This window comes from Hydrogenophaga sp. UC242_53, assembly GCF_042696965.1.
Taxonomy (GTDB): Bacteria; Pseudomonadota; Gammaproteobacteria; order Burkholderiales; family Burkholderiaceae_C; genus Hydrogenophaga.
Map to the genome: position 1 here is coordinate 2534841 of NZ_CP170552.1, position 18495 is coordinate 2553335.

The following is an 18495-nucleotide window of genomic DNA, read 5'->3' on the forward strand; positions in this document are numbered from 1 at the left end:
CTCGCGCTCTGAAGTCTATTACGCGGCCGTGACCGGTCCGTCAGTGCAGGTGGCGCGGCTTGCGCGGGCCACCGTGCGAGGGGCCGCCATGGCCGCGCGGCGGCTTGCCCAGCTGCATCGAATTCACCAGCGACTCGAAGCGCTGGTTGAAGAGCTTGTCGATCGCGCCCACGACGTCGCCCAGTTCGGCCTGGTCGAAGTGGCGCTCCATGACGTGCAGCACGTCCTGCACCAGCAGGTCGCGTTGCACCTGCATGATGGCGGCCGGCGTGGGGCCCACGAAGCACATCAGGAAGTCGTCGCGCGCTTCCTCGTCGGGCGCACCCTCTTCTTCGTCGTACTCGGCGTCGTAGAACGACACTTCCAGCGGTGCCCCGGCCGACGCGATGTCGTTCAGGCCCATGCAGGCCTCCTCGATCACCTGGCGGAAATCCTCGTCGCCCGGCACCGTCCAGCAGATCTGCAGCACGTGGGCCTCGGCGTCGAAACGGATGCCCGGCTCGTCTTCGTAGCTGCTCTCGGCCGCCGCCGCCAGCGAGCGGGCGCCCGCGTACTGCCACAAGGGTTTGAGCGCATCCTGGATCTGGCCGTAGGCCACATCCTCGCGCAACGGCACGTCGCCGTGCACGTGGATCTCGAAGGGCGCGTTGTATCGGGTCATGGAAAACTCACTGTAGCGGCGAAACCGCAAAAAACCTAGAGGTGGTGCCTCGAAGCGGACTCGAACCGCTAAGTCTCGCGACGGGGGATTTTAAGTCCCCTGTGTTTACCAATTTCACCATCGAGGCCCAATCGCCAATTGTGGCAGGTTGAAAAACGCCGGCCCCGCCAACGCGGGGTTGGCGGGGCCGGCGCTCCCGCGAGGATTTCTTAAAAGTCGTTATCCATCAACCACTTAGCGGGTCTCAGACCTTGAACACCGCGACGATCTCCGCCAGCCGGCTGGCCTGGCTCTTGAGGCTGTCGGCCGCGGCGGCGCTTTCTTCCACCAGGGCGGCGTTCTGCTGCGTGACCTGATCGAGCTGGTTCACCGCGTCGCTGACCTGGCTGATGCCCTGCGACTGCTCCACGCCGGCCGCGCTGATCTCGGTGATCATGTCCGTCACGCGCTTGACCTGCGAGACGATGTTCTCCATGTTGCGGCCCGCGTCGTCGGCCAGCCGCGAGCCGGCTTCCACCTTCTCCACGCTCTCGTTGATCAGGAGCTTGATTTCCTTGGCCGCGCCCGCGCTGCGCTGCGCCAGGTTGCGCACCTCGCCAGCCACCACCGCGAAACCCCGGCCCTGCTCACCGGCGCGCGCCGCTTCCACCGCGGCGTTCAGCGCCAGGATGTTGGTCTGGAACGCGATGCCGTCGATCACGCCGATGATGTCGGCGATCTTCCTGGAACTCTCGGTGATGTCCTGCATGGTGCCCACCACCTGCCCCACCACGTCGCCGCCCTGCACGGCCGCCTCGCTGGCGGTCGTGGCCAGCTGGTTGGCCTGGCGCGCGGTCTCCGAGTTCTGGCGCACCGTGGAGGTGAGTTCTTCCATCGAGGCTGCGGTCTGTTCGAGGTTGCTCGCCTGTTCTTCGGTGCGCTGGCTCAGGTCGTTGTTGCCGATCGCGATCTGCGAGCTGCCGGTGGCGATCGACTCGGAGCTGGAGCGCACGTTGCTCACGATGTTGAGCAGGCTGGTGTTCATGGCCTTGAGCGCGTTCAGCAGTTGCCCGGTTTCGTCGGTGCTGGTGACTTCGATGCGCGAGGTCAGGTCGCCGGCGGCCACGGTCTCGGCCACGCGGACGGCCTCGTTCAGCGGCCGCGTGATGGAGCGGCTGATCACCAGGCCCAGCACCATGCCGATGCCCACGGCGGCGGCGATAAGGGCCAGCATCATCGTCAGGCTCGTTGCGTAAAGCTGGTCCGTCAGGTCGTTGGCCTTGCTGGCCGCGCCTTCCTTCATGCGGGAGAGTTCGGTGAACAGGTTGTCCACCTTGGTGGACTCGATGCGGGCGTCGTCCAGCGCCTTGGTCAACGCCTCGCTGCGGGTGGACAGCAGGGCGTCCTGCGCGGCCAGGCTGAGCGCGGTGTTCAGGTGCTGGCGGTAGGCGGCCAGCGAGGCTTCGGCCTCGGCAAACATGTCCTTGGCCTTGGGCGAATAGAACAGGGGCGCGGCCTTGTCCAGCAACTCGTCGGCGGCGGTCAGGCTCTTTTCCAGGGTCGCCTTGTGGGCCGCGCGCTCTTCCTCGGTGGTGGCCAGCATGAAGTTGGAGCGGGCGCGCCCGGCATAGATCAGGTTGATGTTGGCTTCCTTGATGTGGGAGAGGCCCATCAGCTCAAGGGTGTACATCTTGGTGGCCTCGTCGTTGATCTTCGACATGTTGAGGATGCCGATGCCGCCCACCAGGGCGCAGATGGTGCAGATGACGAGAAAGGCGGCGATCAGGCGAGGGCCGACCTTCAAAGACTGGATGAAATTCACGTTTTTCTCGGGGTTGATGGCCAGAGTCGGCCGGTGGATGCAGCGCCGTCAGCGCCGATATTCAGAAGTTGATCCGCCAACTATCGGCGCCGCTTCGGGCGTCTTGAGGAAAGAAAGCGCCTTCATCCGCCGTGCGGTCGCGGTGCATACCTTTCGCCTCATTCCCCGCGGAAAACGCGCCGTCGCTGGCGCCGCAGGAGGCTTCAACGCCGGGTTTTCAGCCTGTTGACCTGGGTCGGCCGCGCCCTCGCCCCTCGATACTTTCTTCACCCCAAGCCCTTATGCCACCGCGCCCATGAACAGCTCCATGCTTTTGAACATCCAGAGCAGCCTTGCGCAGATCAAGGCCAGCGAGTCGCACATCGCCGAGGCGTTGCCGCTCGGCGGGGGCCAGGGCGCCCGCTCGTTCACCGACCACATCGGCGGCCTGATCCGCTCGGTGGACGACAAGGGCCACGAGGCCCAGGCCATGGTGAGCGCGGTCGAGACGGGCCAGAGCGACAACCTGGTGGGCGCCATGCTCAAGAGCCAGGAAGCCTCGCTCAACTTTCAAATGATGATGCAGGTGCGCAACAAGGTCGTTTCGGGCCTGGACGACCTCATCAAGCTGCCGATCTGAGCCGCATGCCCGCGACCACGAAGATCATCGGGCCCGCCCGCGGGGCGCTCATGACGGTGATCGACACCTGCGAGCTGGGCCGCCCCGTTCACGTGCTGGACCGTTTTTGCCAGGTCCTCCACGCCGACATGGCGGCCGCCGTGGAAAGCCTCTTCGCCACCCGCACCGCACCGGGCTTCCAGCTGGGGCGCATCGAGCATTCGCGCCGGGTCCATCCGCACAGGCCCCTGCGCTGGTTCCTGTTCGACACGGCCGCCGGCCGCCTGGGTTTCTCCATCGATCGCCAGGCCGCGCTCGCGCTGCTGGCCCGCCGCCTGGGCATGAGCAACTGGAGCCAGCTGGATCAGGAAACGCTGCAGCGCTCGGAGACCGCCACCGAACAGCGGCTCGCCGCGCAGGTGGGCAAGCGCCTCGTGCAGTGCCTCTCGGCGCGCCTGCTCAGCGGCTTGCAGGAGCGCGCCGCCACGGACACCGCACCGGCCGTGCTCGACACCGAGCGCCATGGCTTCGGCGGCCCCACCGATGCCCAGGCCCTGTTCCTGGGCTGCGACCTGCTCGACGCGCAGGGCCGCCCCATGGGCCGGCTGAACTGGGTGCTGGAAGACAGCGCCCTGGACGCCCTGCTGCGCGCCCTGGCGCCACCCCGGCGCAAGCCCGTGAAAAAACCCATCGACCCGACCACCCTGCGCCGGCAGCTACCCATGCTGCTCGACGTGCGGCTGCTGGAGAAGCCGCTGTCGCTGGGCGACGTGATGGCGCTGCGGCCTGGCAGCGTGCTGCCGGTCGACCTCGGCCTGGCCGCCGTGCGCATCCAGGACAGCCCGGTGCTCAAGGCCAGCGTGGTCGAGCACGGCGGCAAGCTCTGTCTCACCTCCCTCCAAGAAGTCTGAACCGCCATGGAAAACCTCACCGCGCCCCTCCCAGCCGACGCCGCCGGCGGCATCGACGAACTGCTGTCCTACATGGACGGCCCGGCCGAGAAACCCGCGGCGGAACCGGTGGCTTTCGAGGCCCCGGCGCCCCGGCTGGGCATGGGCAGCCTCATGCGCAAGATCCCGGTCACGCTCACGCTGGAGCTGGGCTCGACCCGGGTGTCGCTGGAAGACCTGGCGCACCTGAGCACCGACAGCGTGGTCGAACTCGATGCGCTGGCCGGCGAGCCGCTGACCATCAAGGTCAATGGCGTGTCCATCGGCAAGGCCGTGGTGGTGATCTCCGGCGAAAACTACGGCCTGAAAGTGGTCGAGATCTCCGACCTGAACCTGGACAGCCTGGCCGCATGACGCCACGCGCCCTTCGACCCGGCGCCCTGCTCCTGGGCGCCGTCACGCTGGCCGCGCTCACGGGGCTGGCGCCCACCGATGCGCTGGCGCAGGCGGGGAGTCAAGGGCTGCAGATCTTCAGCAGCAACACCAGCGGCGGCACCACCGACTACACGGTTCGCACGCAGATCCTGATCATCATGACGCTGCTGGGTCTGCTCCCGGCCATGATGCTCATGATGACCAGCTTCACCCGCTTCGTCATCGTGCTCTCGCTGCTGCGCCAGGCGCTGGGCCTGCAGCAGGGCCTGCCCAACCGCATCATCACCGGCATCGCGCTCATCCTCACCCTGCTGGTGATGCGACCGGTGGGCGAGCGCATCTGGACCGATGCCCTGCAGCCCTACGACGAGGGCAGGATCACCCTGGCCCAGGCGCTGAAGAACGCCGAGGCGCCGCTCTCGCGCTTCATGCTCGCGCAGACCAGCAAGCCCGCGCTCGAACAGATCGCCACCCTGGCCGGTGCGCCGGCCGTCACCGACCCCGCGCTGCACCCCTTCACCGTCAAGCTCGCCGCCTTCGTGCTCAGCGAGCTCAAGACGGCTTTCATGATCGGCTGCATGCTGTTCATCCCCTTCCTGGTCATCGACCTGGTGGTCTCGTCCGTGCTGATGGCCATGGGCATGATGATGCTGTCCCCGCTGGTGATCTCCCTGCCGCTCAAGCTGCTGCTGTTCGTGCTGGTGGACGGCTGGACGCTGACGGTCAACACGCTGGTGACCAGCGTGCGCGCCATCTGAAGGGACTTCGTCGTGACCCCCGAAATCGCCGTCGAACTGGTCGCCGAGTGCCTCAAGCTGGTGGTGGTGCTGGTCACGCTGCTCATCGGCCCCAGCCTGGTCGTGGGCGTGGTGGTGAGCCTGTTCCAGGCCGCCACGCAGATCAACGAGCAGACGCTGAGCTTCCTGCCCCGCCTCATCGTGACGCTGCTGGCCATCATCTTCATGGGGCAGTGGCTGGCGGGCAAGCTCATGGACTACTGCATCGCCATCTTCGAACGCGCCGCGCAGCTGGCGATCTGACGTGAGCCCCATGGAGCCGGTCTTCGGTCAACTGCTGGCCACGCTGCTGGCGATGTGGTGGCCTTTCGTGCGGCTGCTGGCCATGCTGTCCTTCATGCCGGTGGTGGGCGAGAACATGGTGCCGATCACCGTGCGCGTGCTGCTGGCGCTGGCGCTGGCCGTGGTGCTGCTGCCGGTGGCGCAGCCCCCGGCGCCGATCACCCCCTTCTCCCTGCTCGGCATCGTCACCACCATCGAGCAGGTGGTGATCGGTCTGATCATCGGCCTGTGTTTCCAGCTCATCATGGCGGTCTTCACCCTGCTGGGCTTCATGGCCTCGTCGCAGATGGGCCTGTCCATGGCGGTCATGAACGACCCCATGAGCGGCGTGTCCTCCGATGTGGTGTCCACCCTGCTCTACGTCATGAGCATCCTGGTGTTCTTCGCCGTCGAAGGCCACCTGGTCTTCAATGGCGTGATGGGGTCGAGCTTCAAGTCCTGGCCGGTGGGCGGCGGCATCCCGCAGGTGGCGCTGGAGATGCTGCCGCTGCAGGTGGCCTGGGTCTTCTCGGCCGCCCTGCTGCTGGCCCTGCCGGTGATCTTCTCGGCGCTGGTGGTGCAGATCGGCTTCGGCCTGCTCAACCGCATCGCGCCAGCCTTCAACCTGTTCTCGCTCGGTTTCTCGCTGATCATCGTGTTCGGCCTGTTCATGCTCTCCGGCCTGGTGCGCTACATCCCCGAGCAGTACGTTCGCCTGACCTCGCGCGTGCTGGGCATGCTCGAACAGATGATGGTGGCGAGGTAAGCCATGGCCGAGCAGGACACCGGGGAAAAGACCGAAGACGCCAGCGCGCAGAAGCTGCGCAAGGCGCGCGAGAAGGGCCAGGTCGCCCGCTCCAAGGACGTGGCGCACCGCCGTGGGCCTGGTCTGCAGCCTGCAGCTCATCGTCATCATGGCGCCCTCGTACCTGGCGGATTTCAAGCACCTGTTCGGCCTGGGCTTCGTGATGCTCGACGGCGAGGCCGCGCTGGACAACATGTGGTCCAACGCCTTCAAGCCGGCGATCCTGCTGGTGGGCAAGATGGTGCTGCCCCTGGCGCTCATCCCCATCATCGTGGCCGCGTTCACGCTGTTCCCCAGCGGCTGGGTGCTCAGCACCGACCAGTTCATGCCCAAGCTGGAACGGCTGAACCCGCTGAGCTACTTCAGCCGCATCACCAAGCCCAAGCACCTGATCGACTGGGCCACCACCGCCGCCAAGGCGGCCTGCCTGGGTGGCGTGCTCTGGCACACCGCGAGTTCCACGCGCCCGGCCTTCCTGCGGCTGCAGGGCCTGCCGCTGCACGAGGCGCTGGCGCAGGCCATGGGCCTGGCGATCACCGGCATCTTCACCCTGTGCAGCGTGTTCGTGGTGTTCGCACTGATCGACCTGCCGCTGCAGCGCTTCGTCTTCCTGCGCGAACAGCGCATGAGCAAGCGCGACCTGAAGGAAGAGCACAAGACCAGCGAAGGCCGGCCCGAGGTGCGCCAGCGCATCCGCCAGCTGCAGCAGCAGATCGCCAAGCGCAGCGTGCGCAAGATCGTGCCCACCGCCGACGTGGTGATCGTCAACCCCACGCACTACGCGGTGGCCCTGAAGTACGACACGCAGAAGGCCGAAGCGCCCTATGTGATCGCCAAGGGCGTGGACGAGCTCGCGCTCTACATCCGCGCCCTGGCCACCGAGCACAAGGTGGAGGTGCTGGAACTGCCGCCGCTGGCGCGCGCCATCTACAACACCAGCCAGGTCAAGCAGCAGATCCCGGCCGCGCTGTACCAGGCCGTGGCGCTCGTGCTGCGCTATGTGCTCCAGCTGCGCGCCTACCGCGAAGGCGGCCGCAAGGCGCAGCCCGCGCTGCCCGCCGACCTCCACGTCCCCGCCCACCTGACCTGACACCAAGCCCGCCATGAACGTCCTCAAGTCACTCTGGTCCGATCTGCAGCGCATGCGCTACGCCGCGCCGCTCTTCCTGCTGGCGATGCTGACGATGGTGATCCTGCCGTTGCCACCGCTGCTGCTGGACGTGCTGTTCACGTTCAACATCGTGCTCTCGCTGATCGTGATCCTGGTCGCGGTCAACAGCCGCCGGCCGCTGGACTTCTCCATCTTCCCCACCGTCATCCTGGGCGCCACGCTGTTGCGCCTGATGCTCAACGTGGCCTCGACGCGGGTGGTGCTGCTCAACGGCCACCAGGGCACGGACGCGGCCGGCAAGGTGGTCGAGGCCTTCGGCCACGTGGTGATCGGCGGCAACTTCGTGGTCGGCCTGGTGGTGTTCGTGATCCTGATGATCATCAACTTCCTGGTGGTCACCAAGGGCGCCGAGCGCATCTCGGAGGTGTCGGCGCGCTTCACGCTGGACGCCCTGCCCGGCAAGCAGATGGCGATCGACGCCGACCTCAACGCCGGCCTCATCAACCAGGAAGGCGCGCAGGCGCGCCGCAAGGAAGTGGCCGGCGAGGCCGACTTCTACGGCGCCATGGACGGCGCCTCCAAGTTCGTCAAGGGCGACGCCATCGCCGGCATCCTGATCCTGCTGATCAACCTCATCGGCGGCGTGCTCATCGGCAGCTTCATGCACGGCCTCTCGCTGGGCGAGTCGTTCAAGCTGTTCGCGCTGCTGACCATCGGCGACGGCCTGGTCGCGCAGATCCCGGCGCTGCTGCTCTCCGCCGCGGCCGCCATCATCGTCACCCGCGCCAGCGAGTCGGGCGACATCGAAAAGCAGATCACCGGCCAGCTGCTGGCCTCGCCCGGCGTGCTGTACGGCGCGGCCGGTCTGATGGCCCTGCTGGGCGCCATCCCGGGCATGCCCACCTTCATCTTCTTCGCCTTCGCCGGCGTGCTCGGCTACGTGGCGTGGCGCATGGGGTCGCGCGTGGTGGTGGCCCCGCCGGACCCCACCGCCCAGGTGCAGGTGGCCCTGCTGACCGAGAGCCAGCCCGAGATCGACTGGAAGAGCCTGCCGGTGGTGGAGCCGGTGGCCGTGTCGGTGGGCTACAAGCTGGTGGGCCTGATCGACCCCGGGCAAGGCGCCGTGCTCGCCAAGCGCCTCAAGGGCGTGCGACAGACCCTGAGCGAAGGCATGGGCGTGGTGCTGCCGCCCATCGGCGCGCGCGACGACCTCGGCCTCAAGCCCAACTTCTACTCGGTGCTCATGCACGGCACGGTGCTGGCGCAGGCCGAGGTGTTCGCCGACCGGCTCATGGCGCATCCCGGGGCCCCAGGTGTACGGCGACATCGACGGCATCCCCGGCGCCGATCCCTCCTTTCGCATGCCGGTGATCTGGATCGAGCCGGCGCAGAAGGCGCACGCCCTGGGCATGGGCTACCAGGTGGTGGACGTGCCCACGGTGATCGCCACGCACGTGACCAAGCTGATGCGCGAGAACCTCGGCGAGCTGTTCCAGCACGACGACGTCAACGCGCTGATGGAGCGCCTGGCCTCGCTCGCGCCCAAGCTGTCGGCCGCGCTGGACAAGGCCTTCACCCACAGCATGCTGCTCAAGGTGTTCCGCACGCTGCTGGCCGAGAACGTCTCGCTCAAGGACATCGTGCCCGTTGCGCACCACCCTGCTGGAGAACGCGGAGCAGACCAAGGACCCGCTGCTGCTGGCCGCCGAGGTGCGCTGCACGCTGCGCCGCCAGATCGTCGGCGCGCTGTGCGGCCAGACCGGCGAGATCAAGGCCTTCAACATGGGCGGCGAGCTGGAGAACCTGCTGCTGGGGGCGCTCAACCAGGCGCGCAGCGCCGGCAAGGTCGCGCTGGACAACTTCCCGATCGACCCCAACCTGCTTAACCAGCTGCAGTCCCACATGCCCATCGCGCGCGAGCAGATGAAGCAGATGGCGGCCACGCCGCTGCTGCTGGTGATGCCCCAGGTGCGCCCCCTGCTGGCGCGCTACGCGCGGCTGTTCGCACCGGGCCTGCACGTGCTGTCCTACAACGAGGTGCCCGAGCAGCGGGAAGTGGCGATCGTCGGCTCGCTCGGCTGAGCGGCCCTCAGGCCTGCGCGTCCGGCGGCACCGGCCAGTGCCGCGCCACACCACTCACCACCTCGGCCAGTGCGTGCAGCAACAGCGACGATGCGGGGTCGGGCCGGTAACTCAAGCCACCCGGTGGCAAGGGCGCGAGCGGCGTGCCCAGTTGCACCTTGACCAGCGGCGCGCCCAGGCGGCCCAGGGCCGCGGCCAGCTCCGGCATCAGCTCGCGCAGCAAGGGCAGCACCTGCGCTTGTCGCGGAATCAGGGCCATGGCCAGGCCACCGCCCAGCCACAACAGCTGAACCGTGATCGGGCCAGCCTGCGGCAGGGTCAGGGCCACCTCCAGGCCGGCGGGCCCCTCCTCGCGCGGCCGGGGCTTGCGGCGCTCCCACAGCGGCGCGGCGGCCACGCGCAGCGCCACGCTCAGGCCGCCCCAGGCGTACAGGTGAAAACTCCAGTGGCCGGGTTCGCCGCGCTCCGACGGCGGCGCACCGGGCGCCGTGTGCGGGCCGGGCAGCGCCAGCGGCGGCCGCTCCAGCAGCGCCAGCCCTTGCAGGCCCAGGTCCATGTGGCGCGAGGTGAGGATGACGCGCCATGCGGCGGCCAGTTCGGTGGGCGACGGCAGCTTCCACTGGTAGGCCCGCAGGGCCGCCTGGTCCAGGCGCATCGCGGGCAGTTCGTCGGGTGATGCGGGGGCGCCCGGCACGCCGGGCCGGGGCGCGACGAACTCGAGTTCGAGCGAAGGCTCGGTCGCCAGAACCCGCATCCACACCATGTCGCCCACCGAAAGACCCTGGGCCCAGGCGCCTTGCGGAGGCAGGCGCAGCGTGGCGCCGCGATCGCGCCGCAGCGTCACGCCATGCTCGTCCCGCCCCTCGTAGCGCAGGGCGATGTGCTCGCCCACGGCCGGCCGCGGCGCACCATCCCGGGCGGGCTGGCGCTGCGGCGCGAGGCTCGCGGCGGTGACACGATCGATGTTCATGGAGGCCTCCGTCCACCCACCCAGGTTCAGGCGCCTTGCGCGTGAAATGAAAAAAAGCCAGCCGAGTCACCGGCTGGCTTTGTCGTCTCGAGCCGCCGTGGAGGGCGGCCGAAGTCGCCGGTTTACTGCATCAGCGACATGACCAGCTGGGACATGCTCGACGACTGCTTGAGCATCGAGGTGCTGGCTTGCATCAGCATCTGGTTCTTGGTCATGTTGGCCGTTTCAGCGGCGTAGTCCACGTCCATGATGCGGCCCTTGGAGGCGTCGGTCTGGGTGCGCTGGTTGCCCAGGTTGTTGTAGACGCTTTCCAGGCGGTTGGACGAAGCACCCAGCTGGGCGCGCACGGCACCGATGGAGTCCAGCACGTCGGCCAGGTCGTCGATCGCGGTGTTGGCGGCGGCGGCGGTGGCGATTTCGGTGCCAGGGGTGCCGGCGGTCACGCCCGCGGTGTAGGAAGCCACCACGGCGTCGAGGTCGGTGCCCAGGTCGCCCAGGGCATCGGTCACGTCCACTTCCATGGTTTCGGCGGTCGTCGCGCCGATCTGGAAGGTCACGGCGGCGGCGCCGAGCTTGCCACCGTCGCCGGCCTTGTTGAACAGGGCTTCACCGGCGAACGAGCTGTTCGTCATGATGTTGCCGAGCTCTTCGCCGAGCTGGTCGAATTCGGACTGCAGGGCGTCGCGGTCTTCCTGGGTGGCCGAACCGTTGGCGGCTTCGGGGGCCAGGTCCTTCATGCGGGTGACGATGTTCGTCATTTCCTTGAACGCGCCTTCGGCCGTCTGCATCATCGAGATGCCGTTCTGCGTGTTGCGCATCGCCACGGCCATGCCGCGCGACTGGGCGTTCATGCGGGTGGCGATCTGCAAGCCGGCGGCATCGTCCATGGCGGAGTTGATGCGGAAACCCGTGCCCAGGCGGGACATGGAGGTCGTCAGGGTCTTCTGCGTGGCGCCGAGGGCGTTCTGGGTGCTCAGCGAAGCGTAGTTGGTGTGCAGGCTCAACATGGTGGGTACTCCTTGATCGGTTGGGGCGCCGGGTATCGACGACCTCACCTTCACAGAGCGACCTGCTCGAGCGGGTCCTTAAATGCGGAGGCTGATTTTTTTCTGAATCAGGACAGCGAGGTGCCCGGCTAGCATGTCGCCCATCGGCCCAAAGCACGCATCGAGATGACCTCTCCAGACATCCACCCTCCACAACGCCCAGTGACCTACCTGCTGCTCCCTCCTGGGGAGAGGCATCCTGAGATCGCGCATCTCGCGCCGTTTCAAGCCGTTGTGATCGTGGATGCGGAGGTGGACAGCCATTGGCAGAACGCCACGAGCGCATGGCTCGTCCGATCAGGCTGCCTCTACATGATGGCGTGGGGTCGTGAATGCAGCAGTTGGGACGATTCGGTCGACTGGGCGTATATCGACGACTGCCCCGGTGAAGCGACACCGGATCACCGATTGGTCGTCACCACTTGGCATGAGAAAGAGTCTCTGAAGGAAACGTTCTGGTTCAGCAAGCGCTGCGCCATTCACCCCACCGTGGACCTGAAGAACACGCTGCTTCTGCACATTGCCGTTGAGTCGCAGGAAACCAAGCTGCTGAAAATCTATGCCAACGCCTAGCGCCTGCGCCCGCTTCACCCCAGCAACGCCATGACCCGCGCGCGGTTCACGCCCGCCAAAGCCGGCGCCACATCGGCATAGGTCTCGAAGCGCATCGATTGCGTGCGCGCCAGGAAGGCCTGGGCCGCGCGCTCCACCGACTCGGCCGGGATCTCCGCCGAGGCGGCGCTGGCCTCGGCCGAGGCCAGCGCCAGCGCGCCAGCCACCTGGGCTTGCGTGAAGCCCACGCGGTCCAGCGCGTGGATCACGCGCTGCAGCGCACCGCGAATTTCGTGCGGCTCCACCGGTGCCTGTTCGTACAGCGCCGCCGGCAGGGCCGGTGCTTCGGTGTGGGTGCGCACGCGCTGGGGGACGCCGTCGGCGAAGCGGTGTCCCTCGCCCTTGATGGTGATGCGGTCCTGCACCTTGTCCCAGGTGGCTTCCGGCGCGCTGAACACGGGTTCGCCCCGGTCGTCGATGTGCACGCGCACATCGGCCGTGGCCAGGGCGTGGTCGAGCCGGCGCAGGTTGCTGTTCACCCCTTGTTCGGGGTCGATGGTCACGGTCAGCGGGCCGGCCAGGTTGGACGGCAGGCCGATGCTGAGCACCTCGCGCGCGCCTTGCGACAGCGCGGCCGCGTCGATGCCCCGGATGCGAAACGCCTGGCGCGCCGCGCCATGGCCCTGGTACTGCAGTTGCGGGTCGATGGCGGCGCTGGTGGCCGCGGCGCGCTGGCGCCAGAGTGTCTGCAGGCCTTGTCGCGCCGAGGCGAGTTCGCCCTCGCGCTGGTGGGCCGTGGCCGGGTCGGCCAGGTTCTCGCTGTAGCCGGACTTGAGGGTGTGCAGGCCGGCCGACAACTGGCCGAGGTAGGCCTTGGCGATCTGGGCCGCGGCCACCTGCCCATGCCGTTCGCCGTCCCAGGGGCTGAAGGCGGACGCTGATTTCGCCGCCTCGCCGGTCGTGGCGCGCAGGGGACGGGCGCTGGCCGCTCCGGGCACCGCTGCGGCCGGGGCCGTGGCACCCGCCGCCGGCCGGCCGATGGCGAGCGCGGTGCCGGAGGCGCGTTCGTTGCCACCCGTGGATCGAAGGGCCGGGAGCGTGTTGACCTGCATGGGTGAGCGGTCGATCAGAGCACGTTGAACAGCGAAAGCGCCGACACCTTGGCGTAGGCCTTCTGCGTGGCCTGCAGCGCGGTGGTGTAGCCGGCAAGGTGCACGGCGGCCTCGGCGTAGTCGAGCTTGCCCAGCGCGAGCACGGCGTGGTCGTTGGACAGGCTCACGTTCGGCCAGCGAGGTGTCCTGCGAGTCCAGCGTGGTGAGCGCGCCGCCGATGCGCGCGATGCGCGAGCTCACGCTGTTGAAGGTGGTGTCGAGCAGGTCCGTGGTGGCCTTGAGGCGGGCCCGCACGGCCGGGTCGTTGACGGTGACGCCTGGCGTCTGGAAGTCCTGGATGGTGAGGTCGAGCTGGTTCAGGAAGGCGGCCATCTCGTCCAGCGGCACATTGGCCGCCTGCGTGATGCCGTTGCCCACCACCACCTGTTGCAGGTCGGTGTTGCCGGTGAAGCTGTAGCGCGCGCCGGGCGCGGCGGCCGGGTCGTGCGTGATGGAGGCGGTGTTCGAGGCGGTGCCCGAAAACAGGTAGCGGCCTTCCTGGTCGCGGGTGTTGGCGGTGGCGAAGATGCTGTCGCGCAGCGAGATGAGCTGCGTGGCGATGGCGCGCACGTCTTCGGAGGTGTTGGTGCCGTCGGCGGCCCAGATCTGCAGGTCGCGCATCTGCAGCATGTCGCGGCTCATGCTGTCGAGCAGCACCTCGCTGTGCCTCAGGCGCCCGCCCAGGGCGCCGATGTTGTCGCGGTACTGGTCCAGCGCGGCCTGCTCGCGCGCCAGCCGGCCCAGCCGCACGCTGGCGATGGGGTCGTCCGAGGGCACCAGCAGGCGCTCGCCCGTGCGCATCTGCTGCATGAGTTGCTCGACCTTGAACGACGCCATCTGCAGCGAGGTGTTCATGGTGGTGTGGTACTGGGTGCTGGCGATGCGCATGGTCTCTTCTCCTTCAGCCGAACATGGCCAGCGTGGTGTCGAACAGCTCGTTGGAGACGGCCAGCACCTTCATGTTGGCCTGGTACATCTGCTGGTACTGCACGATGTTGATCGCCTCCTCGTCGGTGTTCACACCGCTGGTGGACTTCCAGCTTTCCTCGGCCTGGTTGCGCACCGTCTTGGCGGTGTCGTGGGCCGCGCGCGCCTGCTGGTTCTGCGTGCCCAGGCGCCCGACGATCTGGGTGTAGATGTCGCCCAGGCGCACCGTGCCCAGCGAAGGCACCGTCAGCGGCTGGTCGCGCAGGCCGATGAGGGCCTGCAGGTTGTCGCTGTTGCCGGGTTTGGTCGGGTCCGAGGAGAACGCCAGGTCTTCGCCCAGCAGGCCGTCGACCACCTTGAGCAGGCCGGTGGAGGCGGCGTCGAACTGGAACAGGTCGGTGCCCGGCGTGCCGTCCATGGCGAAGCCGGCGGCCATCTGGGTGTTCACCCGCGTGGCAATGGCTTCGGCCAGCGCGGCCACGTCATCGATCACCGGCTTGAGCACCGTGCGCTCGAATTCGTCCAGCCCACCGAGCTGGCCGCCGAGGTTGCCGCTGGTGACGGTGAAGGACTCGCTGGCGAAGGCCAGTTTCAGGGTCTGCGAGCCGTCGGGGTTGTTGACGGTGGAGAGCGTGGCGGCCAGGGAGCCGGCCACCAGCGGCACGCCGCTGCGCAGGGACACGCTGGCGCTGCCGTCGGCCTGCTCGACCACCTGCAGGCCCACCAGGTTGGACAGCGCGTCGATCTTGAGGTCGCGCGCGTCCATCAGGCTGGAGGGGTTGATGCCGGTGGCGCGCGTGGCCGCGATCTTCTCGTTGAGGTCGGCGATCTCCGCGCTCAGCGAATTCACCTGCGCCACCGAGGCGGTGCGCTGCTGCGCGACCGAGGCGCGCTGGTTGTTGAGCACCTGGTTGAGGTTGTTGAAGCGCTGGGCCAGCGCCTCGGCCGAGGTGATCACCTGCTGGCGCAGGGGCGCGGAGGTGGGGTCGACGCTGGCGGCGTTGAGGGCGTTGAAGAACAGGTCCAGCCCGCTGTTGAGGCTGGAGCCGTCGTCGCCCATCACCTGCTCGAGCTGGCGCATGTAGGGCTGCGAGGTGTTGTAGCGGCCCAGTTCGGAATTGGCCTGCCACATCTGCATGCTTTTGTAGCCGTCGCTGAAGCGCAGCAGCGCGGGCACCGAGACGCCGCCACCGGTGGCGGCCACGCCGCCCTTGAACGGGCCGACCGCCGCGAACAGCGCGCCCTGCCGGGTGAAGCCCGGCGTCATCACGTTGGCGATGTTGTGGCTGGCCGCGGCCAGCGCGGTCTGGGCGGCCAGTGCGCCGGTCAGCGCGGTGTAGTGGATGGTCATGGGTCAGGGCTCCGGCGGTGTGGCGGCCCCGCGCACGGTCGGGGCCTTCTCGTGGATAGCGACCGAAGCGGGCGGCGCCTTAAGCGCGGCCTGCATCGGCGCCACGGCGGGCGCGGGCAGCAGCTGGCGCAGGATCACGTCGGCGATGCCGAAGGCGCGCTGGCGGGCCATGGTGTCGGCCACCACGTTGTCGGCCAGGTCCAGCATGTCCTGGTTGATCTTGTTGTTGAACGGGCTGTCTTCGCTCGCCAGGGCCTGCGTGGAGCGGCGCATGGCCTTGAGGTTCTGCGCGATGAAGAAGGCCTCGAATTTTTCCGCGGCATCGACCGCCTTGGCGCGCAGCACCGGGTCGATGTCGGCCGGCTGCCCGGCGCCGGGGGCCGAAGGTCCAATGGCTTGCATGGTGGGCTCGCCTCAGATGACGACGAGTTCGCCGTCGATGGCACCGGCCTGGTCCAGCGCCTGCAGGACGCCATGATGTCGTCGGGCGAAGCGCCGGTGCTGTTGATGGTGTCGATGATGCCTTTGAGGCTGGTGCCCGGCGGCCAGCTGAACATGCGGCCGCTGCCCTGCTCCACCGCCACGCTCGATTGCGGCACCACCTTGGTCTCGCCACGGCCGAAAGGCGCGGGCTGGCTCACCAGGGGTTGTTCGCCGATCACCACCTTGAGCGAGCCGTGCGACACCGCCGCCGGCCGCACGCGCACGCCGTCGGCGATCACCACGGTGCCGGTGCGCGAGTTGAAGACCACCTTGGGCGTTTCCGTGCCCACGGCCACCGGCAGCGCCTGCAGCATTGCCACGAAGGCCACGCGCTGGGTCGGGTTCGCGGGGGCGACCACGTCCACGCTGGTGGCGTTGCGCGTGGTGGCGAGCGTGCCGAACTTGCGGTTGATGGCCTCGACGATGTTGGTGGCGGTCTGGAAGTGCGGGCGCTTGAGGCTCAGCGTGACGGTCTCTCGGGTGTCGAAGTCGCTTTCGATCTCGCGCTCCACCGTGGCGCCGTTGGGCACGCGGCCGGCGGTGGGCGTGTTCACGGTGACGCTGGACCCGCTGGCGCCCTGCGCCGAGAGGCCGCCCACCACCACATTGCCCTGGGCCAGCGCGTAGACCTCGCCATCCGCACCGCGCAGGGGCGAGAACAGCAGCACGCCGCCGCGCAGGCTCTTGGCATCGCCCATCGAGGACACGGTCACGTCGATGCTCTGGCCCTTGCGGTAACCCGGCGGGAACACCGCGCTGACCATCACGGTCGCCACGTTGCGCGCCTTGGTGTTGCTGCGTTCGGGCAGCTTGACGCCGAACTGCTTGAGCATGTTCTCCACCGTCTGGCCCGAGAAGCGGATCTGGCTGCTGTCGCCCGACCCCTGCAGGCCTACCACCAGGCCGTAGCCGATCAGCTGGTTCTCGCGCATGCCTTCGACGTCGACCAGGCTGTGCAGCGGCCGGGCCGGCGCGCCCGGCGCCTGCGCCTGCGCCGGCAGCGCGAGGGCCAGCAGGGCGGCGCCCAGGGCCAGGGCGGCGCAGCAGCGCGCGCGGATCGGGGCAAGGTTCATGGCAGGCATCTCAGAAAGGCATCCAGGGGCTGGTGAAGAAGCGGGTGAGCCAGCCCGGGCTGTTGGCATCGGCCAGCGTGCCGGTGCCGGAATAGGCGATGCGCGCGTTCGCGATGCGCTGGGACGACACGCGGTTGGTAGCGTCGATGTCCTCGGCGCGCACGAAGCCGCTGAGACGGATGAACTCCTCGCCCTGGTTGAGCCACAGGCTCTTCTCGCCCGAGACGCGCAGCAGGCCGTTGGCCATCACCTCGTGCACCACCACGGTGATCGCGCCTTCCAGCGCGTTCTGCTGCGTGCTGCTGGAGCCGCCGGAGAACTCGCGGTCGGCCGAGAGGCCCACGCTGGTGTCGAGCACCTTGCCGGCGATGGTCAGGGGCTGCACGCTCGCGCTGCTGCGCTTGTCCAGACTGGTGCCCGAGCGCTTGCTGGCCTGCGTGGTCTCGGCCAGGATCACCGTGAGCACGTCGCCGGAGCGGAAGGCGCGGCTGTCGTTGGTCAGCACCCAGGCGGACTGGGGGTTGAACAAGCCACCCGACTGGCCCTTGCGCGCCATGGGCTGCACCGGGGGCATGGGCGCGTCGGCCAGCGGCGGCGCCACCGGCGGCACGATGGCCGCGCAGCCACCGAGCCCGGTGGCCGCCGCCAGGGTGAGGACGGCCAGCGCGCGCATCAGCGCACCGCCTGGGCCAGGTTCTGCAGCATGCCGTCGGCGGCGGACAGCACCTTGGTGTTCATCTCGTAGGTGCGCTGGGCCGAGATCATTTCCACCATTTCCTCGACCACCTGCACGTTGGAGCCTTCCAGCGCGCCCTGCTTGAGCTTGCCGAAGGCCTCTTCGCCGGGCACGCCTTCGGTGGGCACGCCGCTGGCGGTGGTTTCCTGGAACAGGTTGTCGCCCAGCGCCACCAGGCCGGCCGGGTTCACGAAGCCCGCGAGCGTGATCTGGCCCAGTTCGGTGAGTTCGGTCTCGCCCGCGATCTTGGCGCTGACCACGCCGTTTTCGCCGATGACGATGGACTGCGCGTTGGCCGGGATGGTGATGTCCGGCACGATGGGGTAGCCCTGCGCGGTCACGAGCCGGCCTTCGGGGCTGGGCTGCAATTGGCCGGCGCGCGTGTAGGCGGTGTCGCCGTTCGCCAGCTCCACCTGCAGGAAACCCTGGCCGACGATCGCCACGTCCAGCTGCTGGCCGGTGGTCTGCAGGCTGCCGGTGGTGAAGACCTTCTGCGTGCCGACCACGCGCGTGCCATTGCCCAGCTGCACGCCGGTGGGCGCGTTGGTGTTCTCGTCGCGCGCGGCGCCGGGCTGGCGCTCCACCTGGTAGAACAGGTCTTCGAACATCACGCGGTCGCGCTTGAAGCCCACGGTGTTGACGTTGGCGAGGTTGTTGGCGATGGCCTGCAGCTTGGCGTCCTGCGCCTGCACGCCGGTCTTGCTGACCCACATGGCGGGATTCATGGTGTGTTTCCTGGTTGGTTGAACGGGGGGGCGCGGCAGG

Annotated in this window: 18 protein-coding genes, 1 tRNA gene and 3 pseudogenes; 11 read left to right on the top strand and 11 right to left on the bottom strand. The window is 68.3% G+C overall.

Annotated elements, in window-relative coordinates; translation table 11 throughout:
* Positions 1 to 40 precede the first annotated feature (40 nt).
* From ACFJI0_RS12690 to ACFJI0_RS12700, 3 genes are all read right to left on the bottom strand, one after another.
* Positions 41 to 661, bottom strand: a complete 621-nt coding sequence (locus ACFJI0_RS12690; protein WP_382157245.1) for a DUF6806 family protein — start codon at positions 659 to 661, stop codon at positions 41 to 43.
* A gap of 42 nt (positions 662 to 703) precedes the next feature.
* Positions 704 to 788 (bottom strand) — tRNA-Leu (locus ACFJI0_RS12695).
* A gap of 117 nt (positions 789 to 905) precedes the next feature.
* Positions 906 to 2462 carry a methyl-accepting chemotaxis protein gene (locus ACFJI0_RS12700; RefSeq protein ID WP_382325309.1) on the bottom strand — a complete coding sequence of 519 codons (1557 nt, stop codon included), beginning with the start codon at positions 2460 to 2462 and terminating at the stop codon, positions 906 to 908.
* Between ACFJI0_RS12700 and ACFJI0_RS12705 the strand changes: the two genes are divergently transcribed.
* The 10 genes and pseudogenes from ACFJI0_RS12705 (at position 2452) to ACFJI0_RS12750 (ending at position 9441) form a co-directional block, all read left to right on the top strand.
* Positions 2452 to 2691 carry a hypothetical protein gene (locus ACFJI0_RS12705; protein ID WP_382157231.1) on the top strand — a complete coding sequence of 80 codons (240 nt, stop codon included), beginning with the start codon at positions 2452 to 2454 and terminating at the stop codon, positions 2689 to 2691. The two genes, ACFJI0_RS12700 and ACFJI0_RS12705, sit on opposite strands and share 11 nt — an antisense overlap.
* Before the next feature lie 66 nt (positions 2692 to 2757).
* Positions 2758 to 3081, top strand: a complete 324-nt coding sequence (locus ACFJI0_RS12710; RefSeq protein ID WP_291112553.1) for a flagellar hook-basal body complex protein FliE — start codon at positions 2758 to 2760, stop codon at positions 3079 to 3081.
* Between the two features lie 5 nt (positions 3082 to 3086).
* Positions 3087 to 3971: a FliM/FliN family flagellar motor C-terminal domain-containing protein gene (locus ACFJI0_RS12715; RefSeq protein ID WP_382325312.1), complete on the top strand. Its 885-nt coding sequence runs from the start codon at positions 3087 to 3089 to the stop codon at positions 3969 to 3971.
* A gap of 6 nt (positions 3972 to 3977) precedes the next feature.
* On the top strand, positions 3978 to 4364 hold the full coding sequence (locus tag ACFJI0_RS12720; protein ID WP_382325314.1) for a FliM/FliN family flagellar motor switch protein: 387 nt from the start codon (positions 3978 to 3980) through the stop codon (positions 4362 to 4364).
* Positions 4361 to 5143: a flagellar type III secretion system pore protein FliP gene (fliP, locus tag ACFJI0_RS12725; RefSeq protein ID WP_382325316.1), complete on the top strand. Its 783-nt coding sequence runs from the start codon at positions 4361 to 4363 to the stop codon at positions 5141 to 5143. The genes ACFJI0_RS12720 and fliP overlap by 4 nt, the downstream gene beginning before the upstream one ends.
* A gap of 12 nt (positions 5144 to 5155) precedes the next feature.
* Complete coding sequence (fliQ, locus tag ACFJI0_RS12730; RefSeq protein WP_382325318.1) at positions 5156 to 5425, top strand: flagellar biosynthesis protein FliQ; 270 nt, start codon at positions 5156 to 5158, stop codon at positions 5423 to 5425.
* A 10-nt stretch (positions 5426 to 5435) separates the two neighbouring features.
* Entirely contained in the window at positions 5436 to 6209 is a 774-nt protein-coding gene (gene fliR, locus ACFJI0_RS12735; protein WP_382163950.1) for a flagellar biosynthetic protein FliR, read from the top strand.
* 3 nt (positions 6210 to 6212) lie between these two features.
* Positions 6213 to 6260 (top strand): annotated as a pseudogene (locus ACFJI0_RS12740) (hypothetical protein); the annotation flags it as partial.
* Between the two features lie 61 nt (positions 6261 to 6321).
* Entirely contained in the window at positions 6322 to 7338 is a 1017-nt protein-coding gene (locus ACFJI0_RS12745) for a flagellar biosynthesis protein FlhB (RefSeq protein WP_382325320.1), read from the top strand.
* Positions 7339 to 7351: 13 nt separating this feature from the next.
* Positions 7352 to 9441, top strand: a pseudogene (locus tag ACFJI0_RS12750) (flagellar biosynthesis protein FlhA).
* A gap of 7 nt (positions 9442 to 9448) precedes the next feature.
* Here ACFJI0_RS12750 and ACFJI0_RS12755 read toward each other — a convergent pair.
* Both ACFJI0_RS12755 and ACFJI0_RS12760 read right to left on the bottom strand, forming a co-directional pair.
* Positions 9449 to 10411, bottom strand: coding sequence for a hypothetical protein (locus ACFJI0_RS12755; RefSeq protein ID WP_382325322.1), 963 nt, complete (start codon positions 10409 to 10411; stop codon positions 9449 to 9451).
* 122 nt (positions 10412 to 10533) lie between these two features.
* Complete coding sequence (locus ACFJI0_RS12760) at positions 10534 to 11418, bottom strand: flagellin (protein WP_382325324.1); 885 nt, start codon at positions 11416 to 11418, stop codon at positions 10534 to 10536.
* Between the two features lie 201 nt (positions 11419 to 11619).
* Between ACFJI0_RS12760 and ACFJI0_RS12765 the strand changes: the two genes are divergently transcribed.
* Positions 11620 to 12030 (top strand): hypothetical protein, encoded by a 411-nt coding sequence (locus ACFJI0_RS12765; RefSeq protein ID WP_382325326.1) that lies wholly within the window; start codon positions 11620 to 11622, stop codon positions 12028 to 12030.
* 14 nt (positions 12031 to 12044) lie between these two features.
* Here ACFJI0_RS12765 and flgL read toward each other — a convergent pair whose 3' ends face one another.
* The 6 genes and pseudogenes from flgL to flgG all read right to left on the bottom strand — a co-directional run bounded on the left by flgL (position 12045) and on the right by flgG (position 18455).
* Positions 12045 to 14048, bottom strand: coding sequence for a flagellar hook-associated protein FlgL (gene flgL / locus ACFJI0_RS12770; protein ID WP_382325328.1), 2004 nt, complete (start codon positions 14046 to 14048; stop codon positions 12045 to 12047).
* Between the two features lie 13 nt (positions 14049 to 14061).
* Entirely contained in the window at positions 14062 to 15438 is a 1377-nt protein-coding gene (gene flgK, locus ACFJI0_RS12775; protein WP_382325330.1) for a flagellar hook-associated protein FlgK, read from the bottom strand.
* 3 nt (positions 15439 to 15441) lie between these two features.
* Positions 15442 to 15840: a rod-binding protein gene (locus ACFJI0_RS12780; RefSeq protein WP_382325332.1), complete on the bottom strand. Its 399-nt coding sequence runs from the start codon at positions 15838 to 15840 to the stop codon at positions 15442 to 15444.
* Between the two features lie 12 nt (positions 15841 to 15852).
* Positions 15853 to 16994, bottom strand: a pseudogene (locus ACFJI0_RS12785) (flagellar basal body P-ring protein FlgI).
* A 10-nt stretch (positions 16995 to 17004) separates the two neighbouring features.
* The gene (flgH, locus tag ACFJI0_RS12790; RefSeq protein ID WP_382325334.1) at positions 17005 to 17667 is read right to left on the bottom strand and encodes a flagellar basal body L-ring protein FlgH; all 663 of its coding nucleotides are present in this window, start codon (positions 17665 to 17667) and stop codon (positions 17005 to 17007) included.
* On the bottom strand, positions 17667 to 18455 hold the full coding sequence (gene flgG / locus ACFJI0_RS12795) for a flagellar basal-body rod protein FlgG (RefSeq protein WP_382325336.1): 789 nt from the start codon (positions 18453 to 18455) through the stop codon (positions 17667 to 17669). Before flgG ends, flgH begins: the two co-directional genes overlap by 1 nt.
* Positions 18456 to 18495 lie beyond the last annotated feature (40 nt).